General features: G+C 66.3%; 13 protein-coding genes. 6 read left to right on the top strand and 7 right to left on the bottom strand.

Annotated features, from left to right (window positions below; genetic code table 11):
- Nucleotides 1-7: 7 nt before the first annotated feature.
- Complete coding sequence (locus tag ACWW1C_RS17680; protein ID WP_455979592.1) at nucleotides 8-1,477, bottom strand: AMP-binding protein; 1,470 nt, start codon at nucleotides 1,475-1,477, stop codon at nucleotides 8-10.
- Nucleotides 1,478-1,569: 92 nt separating this feature from the next.
- A complete protein-coding gene (locus ACWW1C_RS17675; protein ID WP_455979591.1) occupies nucleotides 1,570-2,544 on the bottom strand; it encodes an NADP-dependent oxidoreductase in 975 nt (324 codons plus the stop codon).
- A gap of 93 nt (nucleotides 2,545-2,637) precedes the next feature.
- Between ACWW1C_RS17675 and ACWW1C_RS17670 the strand changes: the two genes are divergently transcribed.
- The 4 genes from ACWW1C_RS17670 (at nucleotide 2,638) to ACWW1C_RS17655 (ending at nucleotide 6,146) form a co-directional block, all read left to right on the top strand.
- Complete coding sequence (locus ACWW1C_RS17670) at nucleotides 2,638-3,255, top strand: WXG100 family type VII secretion target (protein WP_455979590.1); 618 nt, start codon at nucleotides 2,638-2,640, stop codon at nucleotides 3,253-3,255.
- The gene (locus ACWW1C_RS17665) at nucleotides 3,252-4,433 is read left to right on the top strand and encodes a type VII secretion target (protein ID WP_455979589.1); all 1,182 of its coding nucleotides are present in this window, start codon (nucleotides 3,252-3,254) and stop codon (nucleotides 4,431-4,433) included. The genes ACWW1C_RS17670 and ACWW1C_RS17665 overlap by 4 nt, the downstream gene beginning before the upstream one ends.
- Before the next feature lie 32 nt (nucleotides 4,434-4,465).
- Nucleotides 4,466-5,440, top strand: a complete 975-nt coding sequence (locus tag ACWW1C_RS17660; RefSeq protein ID WP_455979588.1) for a hypothetical protein — start codon at nucleotides 4,466-4,468, stop codon at nucleotides 5,438-5,440.
- A 64-nt stretch (nucleotides 5,441-5,504) separates the two neighbouring features.
- Nucleotides 5,505-6,146, top strand: coding sequence for a nucleoside/nucleotide kinase family protein (locus tag ACWW1C_RS17655; RefSeq protein ID WP_455979587.1), 642 nt, complete (start codon nucleotides 5,505-5,507; stop codon nucleotides 6,144-6,146).
- Nucleotides 6,147-6,155: 9 nt separating this feature from the next.
- On the opposite strand, the gene ACWW1C_RS17650 is transcribed toward ACWW1C_RS17655, so the two are convergent.
- Nucleotides 6,156-7,016, bottom strand: coding sequence for an AraC family transcriptional regulator (locus ACWW1C_RS17650; RefSeq protein ID WP_455979586.1), 861 nt, complete (start codon nucleotides 7,014-7,016; stop codon nucleotides 6,156-6,158).
- Nucleotides 7,017-7,040: 24 nt separating this feature from the next.
- Between ACWW1C_RS17650 and ACWW1C_RS17645 the strand changes: the two genes are divergently transcribed.
- Complete coding sequence (locus tag ACWW1C_RS17645) at nucleotides 7,041-8,303, top strand: amidohydrolase family protein (RefSeq protein WP_455979585.1); 1,263 nt, start codon at nucleotides 7,041-7,043, stop codon at nucleotides 8,301-8,303.
- Nucleotides 8,304-8,320: 17 nt separating this feature from the next.
- Here the strand turns inward: ACWW1C_RS17645 and ACWW1C_RS17640 are convergent, their stop codons facing one another.
- From ACWW1C_RS17640 to ACWW1C_RS17630, 3 genes are all read right to left on the bottom strand, one after another.
- A complete protein-coding gene (locus ACWW1C_RS17640) occupies nucleotides 8,321-9,445 on the bottom strand; it encodes an acyl-CoA dehydrogenase family protein (RefSeq protein WP_455979584.1) in 1,125 nt (374 codons plus the stop codon).
- Nucleotides 9,446-10,678, bottom strand: a complete 1,233-nt coding sequence (locus tag ACWW1C_RS17635; protein WP_455979583.1) for an acyl-CoA dehydrogenase family protein — start codon at nucleotides 10,676-10,678, stop codon at nucleotides 9,446-9,448.
- A 72-nt stretch (nucleotides 10,679-10,750) separates the two neighbouring features.
- Nucleotides 10,751-11,416, bottom strand: a complete 666-nt coding sequence (locus tag ACWW1C_RS17630) for a ScbR family autoregulator-binding transcription factor (RefSeq protein WP_455979582.1) — start codon at nucleotides 11,414-11,416, stop codon at nucleotides 10,751-10,753.
- 184 nt (nucleotides 11,417-11,600) lie between these two features.
- On the opposite strand from ACWW1C_RS17630, the gene ACWW1C_RS17625 reads away from it, so the two are divergent.
- Nucleotides 11,601-12,515: a hypothetical protein gene (locus ACWW1C_RS17625; RefSeq protein ID WP_455979581.1), complete on the top strand. Its 915-nt coding sequence runs from the start codon at nucleotides 11,601-11,603 to the stop codon at nucleotides 12,513-12,515.
- Between the two features lie 12 nt (nucleotides 12,516-12,527).
- On the opposite strand, the gene ACWW1C_RS17620 is transcribed toward ACWW1C_RS17625, so the two are convergent.
- Nucleotides 12,528-14,417 carry a putative bifunctional diguanylate cyclase/phosphodiesterase gene (locus ACWW1C_RS17620; RefSeq protein ID WP_455979580.1) on the bottom strand — a complete coding sequence of 630 codons (1,890 nt, stop codon included), beginning with the start codon at nucleotides 14,415-14,417 and terminating at the stop codon, nucleotides 12,528-12,530.

The raw sequence follows: 14,417 nt of genomic DNA, 5'->3' as shown, positions 1-14,417 counted from the left end.
GGTCGGTCTATTCGGTGAACTGTTCCCGGAGTTGTTGGCGCAGTGTTTGTTTGGCGATCTTACCGTTGGTCGTGAGGGGTAGCGCGTCGACGAACACGACGTGCCGGGGGCGCTTGAACGCCGCGATGCGTTCGCGCACGTGCGCGGTCAGGACGTCCGCATCAGGCCGAGTGCCGGCGGTGGGCACGACGACGGCGCAGATCGCCTCGCCCCAGTACGGATCGGGAACGCCCACGACCGCAACCTGATCCACGTCGGGGTGCGACGACAGGACGTCCTCGACTTCCCGCGAGGACACGTTCTCGCCACCGGTGATGATGATGTCCTTCAGCCGGTCCGACACCACAAGCCGACCGTCGTCGTCGAGGTATCCGACGTCGCCGGTGTGCAACCAGCCGGCGTCGGTCGTCGGCATATCTGGCCAGTATCGGGCTGCGACCTGGTCTCCACGCACCAGGATTTCGCCGTTGGCTGCGATCCGGATCTGAACGTCCGCGTGGGGCCGGCCGGCCGTGGCGAGCACGGCAGTGTCACCGGCAGCGCCCGCGCGGTGGTCCTCGGGGCCGAGAAACGTGACGTTGCCGCCGGTTTCGGTCATCCCGTAGCCCTGGTGGAATCCCACGTCGAGACGGTCGAGGGCGCGCCGGAGGAGGTCGGCCGGGATGGCTGACGAGCCGTAGGCGATGTCGCGCAACGACGGCAGGTCGCTGCCGGTCCGGTCGAGATGGGCCAGCAGGCTGTGCAGCATGGTGGGGGCCAATGAGCACGATGTCACCCGGTACCGGTTCACCGCGGCGGTGAAGGCGTCGGGCCGGAATGCCGCCACCGGCAGCACCGTCGACTGTGCGGCATGGTGTACCAGCATGTTGTACCCGGCGATGTGACACATGGGGAACGGCAGCAGGTAGACGCCACCCGGACGGACAGACCTGCCGGCGATGCTGCCCCGGACTGCCGTCGTGATCGAACGATGTGTGTGGACAACACCTTTCGGTGTCCCCGTGGACCCGCTGGTGAAGAGTAGCCAGACCGGGTCGTCTGCGCGCGGCTCCTCGGGCACGGGCCACCCGGTCGATTGCGTTGCCGCGGTCCACTGTTCGTCGTCGAACGAGATCGCGTCGGGCCGGTGCAGTGCTGCCAGATAGCGGGCGTCACCCAGGACCAGGGCGGGCGCCGCGGTGGCGAGTTGCGCGGCGTGCTCGTCGGCGCTGAGCCGCTGATTGATCAGGACGAGGATGCATCCGGCGCGGGGTGCCGCGTAGTAGAGCGTCGCGTAGTCCGGGCCGTTGTCGGCGATCACGGCGACGCGGTCGCCGGGTGCTGTCCGGGACGCGATCCAGCCGGCGACCGCCGTGATCGACCGGTCGAATTGCGCGAACGTCGTGACGGTGCCGTCTTCGGCGATGATGGCCGGACGATCCGGCACGAGGGCGGCGGAGTCGGACACCAGGTGATGGAGCAATTCACCGTGCCCCACAACGCCTCCCGTGTCTCGGCCTGAACGTTGGCCTCACGCTACCAGCCCGGCGACCGGATACTTGTCCGTCCCAAGGGTTTTGGCACAGCGTCTCAGTCGGTCTGCGTGGCGAGGATGACCTTGCCGCGGACATGCCCGGCCTCTACCAGGCGGTGAGCGTCAGCCACTTTGGCCAGCGGCAGCACCTCGGTCGCCGGCGGCCGGATCGCGCCGCTGGCACAGAGCGCGGCCAATTCCACCAGGTGCTGAGGCTGGCGCTGGACGGCGATCATGTTGGAGACGATCCGCACACCGTGTTCCGCAGCGCGCGCGACCCGCGCCTCGTCGGCGCGCGAGATGAGCGTCTCGATCTCGACGTAGCAGCCGCCGGGAGCCACGAGCTCTTCGGCGTGCGGCAGCAGGGTGTCCAGACCGACCGCGTCGAGCACCTGATTCACGCCCGATGGGGCCCAGGCGCGCAGCTGAGAGACGACGTCGCCGCCCCGGTAGTCGATGGCCAGGTCGGCGCCGAGTTCGGTGACATAGTCGAAGTTCTTCGGGCTGCATGTCACCGCGACGCGTGCGCCCAGCGCGCGGGCTATCTGGATCGCGATGCTGCCGACGCCGCCGGCACCGCCGTTGATCAGCACGGTCTGGCCGGCCTGCAGCTCGCCGGCGTCGACCATGCCGCCGTAGGCGGTGCTGCCCGCCACCGGCAAGCCGGCGGCGTCGACGTGGCTCCAGCCCTCGGGCAGCGGTGCGAGCAGCTCGGACGACGCCAGGCAGTATTCGGCGTACGTGCCGTCCGCGCCGTTGCGCTGGTTGGACATGCCGAAGACCTGGTCACCCACCTGTCGGCGAGTCACTCCGGGCCCGACGGCCGCGACGACGCCGGCCAGGTCGAAGCCAAGCACGAACGGGAAGTGGTAGTCGATGTACCCGGAGAGCTTGCCCTCGCGGGTCTTCCAGTCCGCCGGGTTGACGCTGGTGCACGTGATCTCGACCAGCACCTCGCCGGTTCCCGGAACCGGGGTGGGCAACTCGGCGGCGTGAAGCACATCGGGTCCGCCGAACTCGGTCAGCACCATTGCTTGCATTGTGTTCGGCGGGGGAGCGGTGTGCGAGGTCATTACTCGGTATTAGTCCGCCCGCGCGGCCCGTGGAAGGCTGGTTCCCACTCGGTGACACGTCGGTTGAACGGCGCCGAGGGGTTCGATTTTGGTGACCGGTGGTCCGAGTTCGGTGGGGGACAATGGGGTGACCGACTGAACGGGGGACGGTCCATGCCGTACACGGTGTCGCAGGTGGTGAATTCCGATCCGGAATCTCTGTTGACCGCATCCCTCGGTGCGAGGGCCGCAGCTCAGCGTGTCGGAGCTCAGATCGACCGGGCGCGAACACAATTCGCCCACCTTGCCGACGACTGGACCGGCACGGCCGCCGACGCCGCACAAAAGCAGGGCCGCGAATCACTCGACGAGCAGACCGCCTATCGAGACCACCTCTACGCGGTGGCCGAGCCGTTGGCGACGGGCGGTGCGCAGTTGACCGAGCTCCGGACACACCTGAAAAAGGCAGTCGATGCCGTTGCGGCGCAGTGGGACGTCGCCGACGATGGCGGGGTCACGCCCGGATTCTGGCTGCGCTGGTACGCGAGGGTTTCGCCCGTCCAGGCACTGCAGATCGCGGCCAAGCGGATCGAGGTCGAGAACGCGATCAAACTGCTGCTGGCGAAATTCGAAGCGGCGGACCGGGACACCGGTTATCAGATTCGTAAGGTCGGTTGGGAGTTGGCATGACCGCGCCGTTGACCGTCGTCGTGGCCTCGCTGCGGGAAACCGCGGCGGAGCTCGCGGACCTGGCGAGCGGCCTGTTCAACGATGCCGGTGGTCCGCAGCTCTCCGCCGCCGCGAGGCCGGTGGCGGGATTGAACAGCGGGCAGGCGTGCAGCGAGGTGGGAGATGCGTTCCTCCGCTGTTCGCAGGCGCTCGGGCAGGGCATGTCCGCCTTGGCGGGGAAGCTCGAAGCGGCTGCGTTCCGGTACGAACACGGCGATCGCGCGGCGGCCGAACGTATCCCGTTCGACGTGCCGGAAGCGAAAGACGCGCGGATCGGTGACGACCCCGGGGAGCCCGGATACGACCCCGTCAACAAGTACGAGAACGCGTTGCGCGACGCGGGGCTACTGAGCGGAACGAGTGCCGGGTACTACCGCGAGTGGTTGCAGAATGCGGCGAAAAAGGGTGTGCCGCCCCAGGTCATTGTCGACATCGCGCGGCAGCAGCACATCACGCCGGCGAGTTTCGACGTCCTCGAGGGCATGGAGCGTGTCGTCGACAACAACCGCACGAGCAGTGATCCCAGCGACGACAACACCTACTTCCTCCTGCCTGCCGGGACCAGCGCCGACGACGCCCGTCAGGTGGTGTTGATGACGTACATCCTGAACGCGGGCACCAGCTACAAAAAGGGAAACCCGACAACGGATTTCGCCGAGACGCCGTATACGGCGACCGAGGTGCGGCGCATCGTCGACCGGCAGGCATCGAACTCCTGGAGTTACGAACAGGTTCCGCGACTCGCCAACAGTGGTGGGCGCTTCGCCGCCACGCCCAACGGAATGCTGATGGGGCTGGGTGGCGGCTTTGTCCAGAACCAACTGAGCCAGCAAGGCGGGTCCACCTATGGAGACGTCTTCCTCATCAACATTGATCACCCGACGGATGCGGGCGATCAACTCCGCAAGATCATCGGGTCGGGTCGGATGTGGTACGACGAACCAGACGGCGCCAAGCCCGGTGGCCTCGACATCGATCGCATCCTGCACCATGAGGAGCGGCATTCGGAACAGTGGGCCACGCTCGGGCCGGTCGAATTCGCCAAGCAGTACGCCATCAGCCTGGGCGCCGAAAAGCTCACGGGGCGGCGCAATCCGTTCGAGACGAATGCCGGTGCGTCCGACGGGGGTTATCCGTGATTCGTCGAATTCTCTGCCTCGGTGTCGCTTTCGTGACACTGATGGCATTGTCGGGCTGTGATCCACTGGGGAAGCCGTCGCTGCCACAGGAGTTCGGTATCCGGGTGACCGACGGCACGCTGCGGATCTGGACCGGATCGCCATGTCGCGGCACGACGGCCATCGACGTCACGTTCAACACGGATCACCGGGACAAGGCGGAATTGAAGCTCGAGGCGAGCCCGTTGCCCAAAGTTGTTGGCTCTGCACATGTCCCAGCAAATCCCGGTGCCGAAGTCGAGTACTTCACCGTCGGCGGGCCGTACCCGGGGTTCGACGTGGTCACGCCGCTGCCAGCTGGGTTCGATTGGCGCACCGCAGACACCGTGTCCTTCTTTCCCACGGGCGCACCCGTGTTCGGCGGGTCCACCAGCGCGCTGGCCGAGGCGATCAGAGAGTCCGCCCGGCATCCAGCGGACAGCTACTGGTTCCCGGGCGCCGGCTGGCTTGATCCGCAGACCATCGGCGCGCAGGACGGCAAGAAGTTCTTGGCGCTCTGTTCGCGTGATCCCGCCAAAGGTCAGCATCTGCCAAGGGTTTTCGGGGTTCGCGTCACCGATGGGGCGTTGCGAATCTGGCCCGGCCGGTACTGCGGTCCCGTGGACGACGTGATCCTGACGTTCCAGCCCGGCCAGGCGGACTTGGTGCTGGCTGCCGACTCGCGGAATGCGGTGTCGTTCGACTCCATGTCTGCCACCGGGCCGTATCACGGCTTTGCTGTCGTGCGGCCGTTGCCCAGCGGATTCGACTGGCGGGCAGCGAAAACGGTGCAGTTGCGGGTCTACCGCACCAACGGCGATCCGTGGACCACGACCACCGACCTCGGTCCGGCTGTCGCCGAATCGGGCCACCATGCGCCGGATACGTACTGGTTTCAGGGATTCGGTTGGCTCGATCCCGCCGACGTCGTCGGTAAGGACGGCAAGGATCTGCTGACCGCATGTGCGCCTGAGCCTCAGCGCCGGTGACAATGTCGATGCCGGGCACAACGCGTCGTCGACTTGGGCGCGCCGAGCGGCTAGTGTGCGCGGAATGGCCACGCTGACAGACGATGTCGCCGGACTGCTCGAGGAGCGGTCGGGCCGCGTGGTCGTCGGTCTGACCGGGCCCCCGGGTGTCGGCAAGTCGACCGCGGCCGAGCGCCTTGTTGGTGAATTCAACGCCGTTGAGCGCGATTTCGCCGCCCTGCTGCCGATGGACGGATTTCATCTCGCCAATGCGCAGCTGACACGGCTCGGTCGAAAGGGTCGCAAGGGCGCCCCGGATACCTTCGACGCGGCCGGCTTTCTGGTATCGCTGGCCCGGGTGCGGGACGCCTATCGGGCCGCTGATGTGTATGTGCCCCAGTTCGATCGGAGACTCGAAGAGTCTGTCGCGGCCGGCCTGGTCGTGCCGGCAGCGGCTCGGGTGGTGGTCACAGAGGGTAATTACCTTGCGCTGCCGTCCGCTGGCTTTGCGGGTGCGCGTGAGCTGATCGACCGGCTGTATTACCTCAGGGGCGCCGACGATGCGCGGCGTAAGCGGCTGCTTGCCCGGCACATCGCCGGCGGGCGCAGTTTGATCGCGGCCGAGCACTGGGTGCGTGCGGTCGACGAACCGAATGCGCGGCTCATCGCCGAGACCGAGGGGCGATGTGATCGCACCTGGGACATGGATGCCGGCGTGCGGCGGTGATCTCGACTCTCACCGGGACTCGTGCGGCGATCGGGTGGTCTCCGCAGCCTGACGGCGGTAACTCGACGGTGACTGCCCGCTGAACTGGGTGAAGCAGCGGGTGAACGCGCTGAGGCTCTCGAAGCCGACAGCTGAGGCAGTGGCCTGCACCGATTGTCCCGGCTCTGTCAGCAAGGCCATCGCGCGGAGCATCCGGGCGTTGAGAAGATAAGTGCGCCAGGATAATCCGATGGACTCCTGGAACAGCCGGCGCAGCGACCGCTGCGACACCGCGACCGCGCGGCTCACCTGCTCGGCCGTTGCCGAGGCCAGATGGTCTTTGGTGTAGGCCATCGCCGCGGCAACGACCGGGTGTTCGGACGTCGGCAGGCTCAATGGCGCTTCGTGGTCCAGCGCCTCGGCCACGAGGTCTGCCAGGGTGCGGAAGAAGCCGTCCGAGACGGCATCGCCGTGGGGCCGGTTGATGGGCCACCTCAACGCGTAGATCATCATCTCGCGGATCAGTGGGGAAACGGCGATGATGCGGGCCCGGTCCGACCGGTCCGAGATCAGGCCGGGATCGAACATCACGGCGACGGTCTTCACGTCCGGATTCATCACCGCCTGATGCGGCAGGCCCGCCGGTATCCAGGCGGCTTGTTGCGGCGGCAGCAGGTAGTGGGCGACATCGGTTTCGACCTCGACCAGGCCGTGCAGTGCGTATTCGATCTGGTGCACCTCATGTGAGTGCCAGCCGGTGATCAGCGCTTCGCCTTCGTAGAGGTAGCTGCCGCCCAGAGCGCGACCGCCGCGGCGCAGCTCGATCACCGGCCGGTCGGCAGTCTTGGCCGTTCGGGATAAACCTCTGTCCGAAAGTGCAGAGACGGTCACGCCTATAGACGGTACTACTGAGACATGCAGACCGACGACCTCATCCTCGTGAGCATCGACGACCACGTCGTGGAACCGCCAGACATGTTCGTCAACCATGTTCCGCACAAGTACAAGCCCGAGGCGCCCATCGTCGTCACGGACGACAAGGGCGTCGACCAGTGGATGTACCAGGGTCGTCCACAGGGCGTGAGCGGACTCAACGCCGTCGTGTCCTGGCCGGCAGAGGAATGGGGGCGCGACCCCGCCGGCTTCGCCGAGATGCGCCCCGGCGTCTACGACGTGCATGAGCGGGTGCGGGACATGAACCGCAACGGCATCCTCGCGTCGATGTGCTTCCCGACGTTCACCGGTTTCTCCGCACGGCACCTCAACATGCATCGCGAAGAGGCCACCCTGGTGATGGTCTCGGCCTACAACGACTGGCACATCGACGAATGGGCCGGTTCGTACCCGGACCGATTCATCCCCATCGCGATCATGCCGACGTGGAATCCCGAGGCCATGTGCCGTGAGATCCGCCGGGTGGCCGCCAAGGGCTGCCGAGCCGTGACGATGCCCGAGTTGCCCCATCTGGAAGGCCTGCCCAGCTACTTCGACGAGGACTACTGGGGCCCGGTGTTCCGGACCCTCTCCGAGGAGAACGTGGTGATGTGCCTGCACATCGGCACCGGCTTCGGTGCCATCTCGATGGCCAAGGATGCCCCGATCGACAATCTGATCATCCTGGCCACGCAGGTGTCGGCGATGTGTGCGCAGGATTTGTTGTGGGGTCCGGCGATGCGCAATTATCCGGACCTGAAATTCGCCTTCTCCGAGGGCGGTATCGGCTGGATCCCGTTCTATCTGGATCGCAGCGACCGGCATTACACCAACCAGAAGTGGCTGCGCCGCGACTTCGGGGACAAGCTGCCCAGCGACGTCTTCCGCGAGCACTCACTCGCTTGCTACGTCACGGACAAGACCTCACTGAAGCTGCGGCACGAGATCGGCATCGACATCATTGCCTGGGAGTGCGACTACCCGCACTCGGACTGCTTCTGGCCCGACGCTCCCGAGCAGGTACTCGCCGAGCTCAACGCGGCCGGGGCCTCGGACTCCGACATCAACAAGATCACCTGGGAGAACTCCTGCCGGTTCTTCGATTGGGATCCGTTCAAGGTGACTCCGAAGGGCCAGGCGACAGCAGGTGCGCTGCGCGCCAAGGCCACCGATGTCGACGTGTCGATCCGGCCGCGTGCCGAATGGGCGCAGCTGTACGCGCGGAAGCAGATGACGCTCACCTGATCCGGCGCCGGCCGGACTCAGCCGCGGGTCAATTTGGCGTAGCGGGTCACGTGGTGGTCGGTCGAGCCGTACTCGTATTGAACGGCGGTGAGCCGTTTGAAGTAATGGCCGATGGCGAGCTCTTCGGTCATTCCCATGCCGCCGTGCAATTGCACCGCGTTCTGGCCGATGAACCGTGCGGCCCGGCCGATTGTGGCCTTGGCCGCCGACACGGCACGTGCCCGCGTGTGAGCGTCGGCTTCCAGGTTGAGCACGGCCAGATAAACCGCCGACACGGACTGTTCGAGCTCCATGTGCATGTCGACCATGCGATGCTGCAGAGCCTGGAAGCTCCCGATGGGCTGACCGAACTGCTGACGCTGTTTTGCGTATTCGACGGTGTCCGCCAGCACCTTTCGCATATTGCCGACGGCCTCGGCACACACCGCGGCGGCGCCTTCATCGCGGGCCTGGGCGAGCGACGGCCAGGCCTCGCCCTCGGCGCCGAGCAGCGCGTCGGCCGGCAGTCGAAGTTCGCGCAGCTCCAGATCAGCGGCGCGACGGTCGTCGACGGTGCGGTAGCCATGCAGGGCGAGTCCGGCGGGTGGCGTCGTGACGTCGACCAGGAACAGGGAGATGCCGTTGTCCGTGCGGGCGGTGATGAGCAGGTGGGTGGCCAGCGGCGCATTCACGACCATGATCTTGTCGCCGGTGAGCACCCAGTCGTCGCCGTCCCGGGATGCGCTGGTCTGGGCGTCCTGCCACCGGTCGCCGCTCTGGGCCTCGGCCGCGGCGAGTGCGACAACGGCTGTGCCGGAAGCGATTTCCTCGAGCACGGGGCCGGCAGCCGCGCTACCGGAGCGCAGCAGCAGACCGGCGGCGACCACCGCGGTGTCCACGTAGGGTTCGATGACCAGCGCGTGCCCCAGCGCCTCGGCGATCAGCATCACCTCCACCGGGCCGCCGCCGATGCCGCCGACCTCCTCGGGCAGTGCGGCGCCGAGAATGCCGAGTTCCTCGGCGAACGACTGCCAGATGTCGGGCTGCCAGCCGGTGCCGGATTTCGCTGCCGCCCGGCTGGTTTCGAGGCCATACCGGCCGGCCAAGAACTTCGACAGGCCGTCCCGGAGAAGTTCCTGTTCTGCGGAGAAGGTGAAGTCCATCTACAGCCCCAATTCTGCTTTGGCGAGGATATTGCGCTGAATTTCGTTGCTGCCGGCGTATATCGACCCGGCACGGTCGTTGAAGTACCGAAGAGGTGCGACCGCCTGCCATGGCTCGCCACTGACGTAACCGTCGGCGGGCGGGGTGTATTCGGCGACCGGACCACCGGGGCGGGTGGCGTGCGGCTGGTACGCGCGACCGCGGGGTCCGGCGGCTTCCATGGCCAGTTCGGTCAGGGTCTGGCTCAGCTCGGTGGAGAGCACCTTCAACATCGACGATGCTGCGCCCGGATGTCCGCCGCCGGCCAGCGCGGCCAGCACCCGGTATTCGAGAATCTCGAGCACCTCGGTACGGATCCGCGCATCGGCGAGCTTGCGGGAGAACGCGGCATCGTCGACCAATAGGCCGCCGTCAGGGCCCGGCGCTTCTGCGGCGGCGGTGGCGATCTCGTCGGCCAGCACCTGCAGACCCGGGGCCGCCGCACCGCCGCCGCGCTCGAACTCGAGCAGATACTTCGCGACGGTCCAGCCGTCGTCGATCTGGCCGATCACATTGCTCTTGGGAACCCGGACCTCGTCGAAGAACACCTGGTTCTGGACCTCTTCGCCGGACGTCATCACCAGCGGCCGGATCTCGATGCCCGGTGTGCTCATGTCGATCAGCACGAACGTGATGCCCTGCTGCTTCTTCGCGGTGCGGGTGGTCCGCACCAGCGCGAACATCCAGTTGGCCTCGGTGGCGTGGGTCGTCCAGATCTTGCTGCCCGTGCACACCAGGTCGTCGCCGTCGGCGACGGCCGCCATGGTCAGGGCGGCCAGGTCGGATCCGGCCTCGGGCTCGGAGTAGCCCTGGCAGAAGAAGACCTCGCCGGTCAGGATGCGCGGCAGGAAGTAGTCCTTCTGTTCGGTGGTGCCGAATCGGACGATCGCGTGAGCCACCATCCGAATACCCATCGGGGACAGCGACGGCGCCCCGGCCAGGATCGACTCCCGGCTGAAGATGTAGTGCTGGGTCAGGCTCCAGTCGCAGCCGCCGTATTCGACCGGCCAGGCCGGCGCCGCCCAACCACGCTCGTGGAGGATGCGCTGCCACGCCAGGCTCGCGTCGTGATCGCTGTAGACGCTGGTCATCAGGCGGCCGGCTTCTTGGATCTCCGGCGTCAGGTTTTCCTGCAGAAACGTGCGTACTTCATCGCGGAATGCCAGATCACTGGCCGACCAATTGAGGTCCATGCAGACTCCTCTGTCGCTTGGGCTGATCGCAGCCTAGCAATAAAGAAGTGAACTTAGTTAGCGATGTGGGTTTCAGGTGGCGGTGCGTTCCGCGCTGTTCGTCTGCTTGGTCGACGCGGTGGCCATGAAGGCGAGGTGATGATCGAGCCTTTCCGCGGTGACGATCGCCGGCATCAGGACCCGCCACTGTTGGGTGAAGCGGTCCCGCAGGTCCTGACCGTCGGATGCGGCGCTCGACATCAGCTCGGCGCCGAGGATCCAGGCCACCAGCGTGTTGGCTACGGCGGCGGGGTTCGCGCCCGGGCGGAGGTCGCCGTCGGCCTCGGCCCGTTTGATGTCAGAGGTGAACTGGTCGACGAAATTGACATAGCTGTGCCGCGCGGTCGGGTTGAACCCCGCGAATGTGCGCAGGAGTTTGGTTCCCGCCTGAGCGGTCCGGTTGGTCGCCAGCAGGTCGCTGGTGGTGAAGGTGCCCACGATCAACGACTCCATCGCGTTGTGCTCCGAGTCTCGAGCGGACTGGAACACGTTGTGCAGCAACACCATTGCCTCTTCGATGATGACAGTGGCCAGCGCCTCTTTGGAATCGAAGTGGTAGTAGAGCGCACCCTTGGTCAGTTCGGCGCGTTCGATGATGTCAGCCAAACCGGCGGCGGGATAACCGATCTCGTTGATCAAATCGACAGCAGAGTCAATGATCTTGCGTCGGGTCACTTCGGATCGCGGCTGGCGCCCCATTCGTCGATCACCTTCCATCAGCGCGCGGTCAATGCAGGCCCCCCGAGTCATCCTAAGGGTGCCATAACCTCAGCCGTTGATGGTGTCGTTCATTCCGAGAGTATGTAAAGTAGCCGAACGGCGAAGTCGATCCCTGCCAGTCGGATTGTTTGCAATTCGTCGAGGCTCGACTCAGGGAATCAGGTTGGATTGGGACGCAGAAGTTGACGTGCTGTGCGTCGGCGCCGGTATCGGTGGCCTGGCGACGGCCATTGCCGCGGTCGACGCCGCCGCAGACGTGATGGTGACCGGAGCGCTGCGCGTCGATGACGGACGCTGGGTGCGCGGCGGCGAAGTCCACTGCGGCACTTTGGGTGCCCTCCTCGATGCGCGCATCGAGGAGTCCGGGGTGCCGCGGGGTATCCCTGACGACGAGCCCGAGCCGGAATCCGACGGACCGGTCGGGCCCGGCGAGGTCGAGACGGTCGAGCCGGGAACCGGCGAGCCACTCGATACCACCGCCGTCTATTTCGCCGCGGTGACTGCCGAAGTCGACGTCGACGCGAGCGCCCGCCCGTCGGACGGCCGATCTGTGCCGGCGCGTGTGGTGCGTGCGCTGACCGAGTCCGAAACTCATACCCGCACCATCGAGACGTTCTTCGGTGCGGGTCTGCTCGACTGGGCCCGGGTGTGCCTGGATTCCGCAACCGGTGCGCTCTACAGCACGGTGCGCGGCTGGTCCTCGGAGACCCTGCGGGATTCGGCAGGCAAGACGCTTCGCCTCGCGTCTCTCGGCGCCATCGACTGGCACGCCGGCGACGGGCTGGACGATCTGTTCGACTGGCTGGCGGCGGCTGCTGCTGAGCGCGACATTGCGGTCAGCTCGGCCAGCACGCTGCAGTCGCTGCTCTTCGAAGACCGCCGAATCATCGGAGCGGAGCTGAATACGCCGGACGGCCTGTACTTCGTGCGAGCCCGCCACGGTGTGGTGATCTCGCCCGATTTCACCGATGTGGGCGCACCCGCCGAGACCGGCGCCCTGCCGGACGGCACTCTCGAGGTCTGTATCGTGGGCCATCCGGCAAGCCGGTTCGCCCGTGTGGAACTTGTTGCGCGGTAACGCTGTTCGGGATCACATCTCGCTGGTGAACCGGACCGGCACCCGCCCCTTGCGATACAGCGTCGCCATCTGATCGCCCGGCAGGGGCCGCGACAGCAGGAACCCCTGCGCGCGGTGGCAGCCGTGGCGCAGCAATGTCGTTGCGGCAGCCTTGGTTTCGACACCCTCGGCGACGATCTGGAGACCGAACGAGTCGGCGAGTGCGATGATCGCCCGGACGATCGCCAGATCGCCCGGGTTGGACCCGAGGTCGGTGACGAAGCTCCGGTCGATCTTCAAGATGTCGACCGGCAGCGACTTGAGGTGCGACAGCACGCTGTATCCGGTGCCGAAGTCGTCGATCGCCAACCGCACCCCGATTCTGCGGAGGTCGGCCAGTGTGGCGCGGGAGGATTCGCTGTCCTGGACGACGACGTTCTCGGTGATCTCCAGGCACACCGAACCGCGGTCCAGGCCGAATTCATCGAGGATGTCGGCGACCGACTCGGCGAAGCCGTCGGTGACCAGTTGCACCGGGGAGACGTTGACCCGCAATTCGAAGTCGTCGCGATCATCGGAATCACCAGAGCCGGCTCTGGCCGCCTGGAAGTCCTCGCGCCACCGCGCGAACTCCCGACATGCGGTGCGCAGCACCCAGCGGCCCAATTCGCCTGCCAGGTTGATCGATTCGGCGATACCGATGAATGCGGCCGGGGGGAGCAGCCCACGGGTGGGGTGATCCCACCGAACGAGCGCCTCGGTGGCGAGCAGCTTGCCGGTGCGCATGTCGATTTCAGGCAGGTAGTTGAGCAGCAGTGCACCGTTTTCGATGACGTCCTGCAGATGCAGCTCGATGTCGTTGCGGTAGGCCGTTTCCAGGGACATCGCGGTGGTGAAGACCGCGACGCGGTCGCCGCCCGCCGACTTCGCGCTCAAGACGGCCTGGTCGGCTCGGCGCAGTAGGTCCGAGGAGTTGTCGGAGCCCGGGATCCCGGAGGCGACGCCGACACTCACTGCCCGCGTGAGCCGTTCGCCGTCGATCCAGACCCGGCGCCGCAACGAATCCTGGAGCTGATACGCGAGGGCTTCGGCTTTGCTCGCGGATATCGGTTCCGCTGGGACGACGACGAACTCGTCACCACCGAGCCGGGCGATCACGGTCTTGTTGTCGACGCCCTCGGTGAGGCGCTGCGCGAAGACACGGATGAACGAATCACCGGCACTGTGCCCGAGGTAGTCATTGATGGCCTTGAGCCGATCGAGGTCGAAGAAGAGGGCGGTCACCGGCCCGGGTTGTCCTGGTTGCAACCGGGCATCGAGGTGGGCGATGAGGGCGCGGCGGTTGTTCAGCCCGGTGAGGTCATCGTGTTCGGCCAGGTATCGAAGCTGCTCCTCGGCGAGTACCCGAGACTGGGCCTGCGTCAACAGCGAAGCGATGGCCTGCAGCGCGTTGACCTCTTCGGTGAGCCATTCGCGGTTGCCGTACTTGACGAAGCCGAGTGCGCCGGTGGTGCGCTCGCCGGAGACCAAAGGCGTTGCTGCCAGTGATATCTGGGGGACGTTGCGGTCCGCCTCGATGCGGCGCTGGTAGTCGTCGGGCTCGGGGTCCGGGCGCACGATGAGCGGGGTCTTGCGATGCTCGGTCTCCGCGAAGACCGGGTCGGCATCGGCGAAGTAGACCACGCGCAGGGGGTCGGGGTCCGGAATCTCCGGCCGCAGTGGCCATTCCGCGACGAGTATCGAGGCGCCGATCTCATGATCATTGCGGCGGAGAAAGCTGACGTCGACTCCGAAGTAGTTGACGAGGATCTCCAGAACGTCTGTGTACACCTTGGTGCTGTTGCTGGAGTCTGCCGCCATCAACCGCGTCGCAACCTCTGTCACCACGCGATCCAGTGAAGGGGGAGACTCGTCGATGGACAT

This window comes from Mycobacterium sp. HM-7 (genome assembly GCF_053852335.1).
This window is presented reverse-complemented; position numbering and strand designations above follow the sequence as displayed.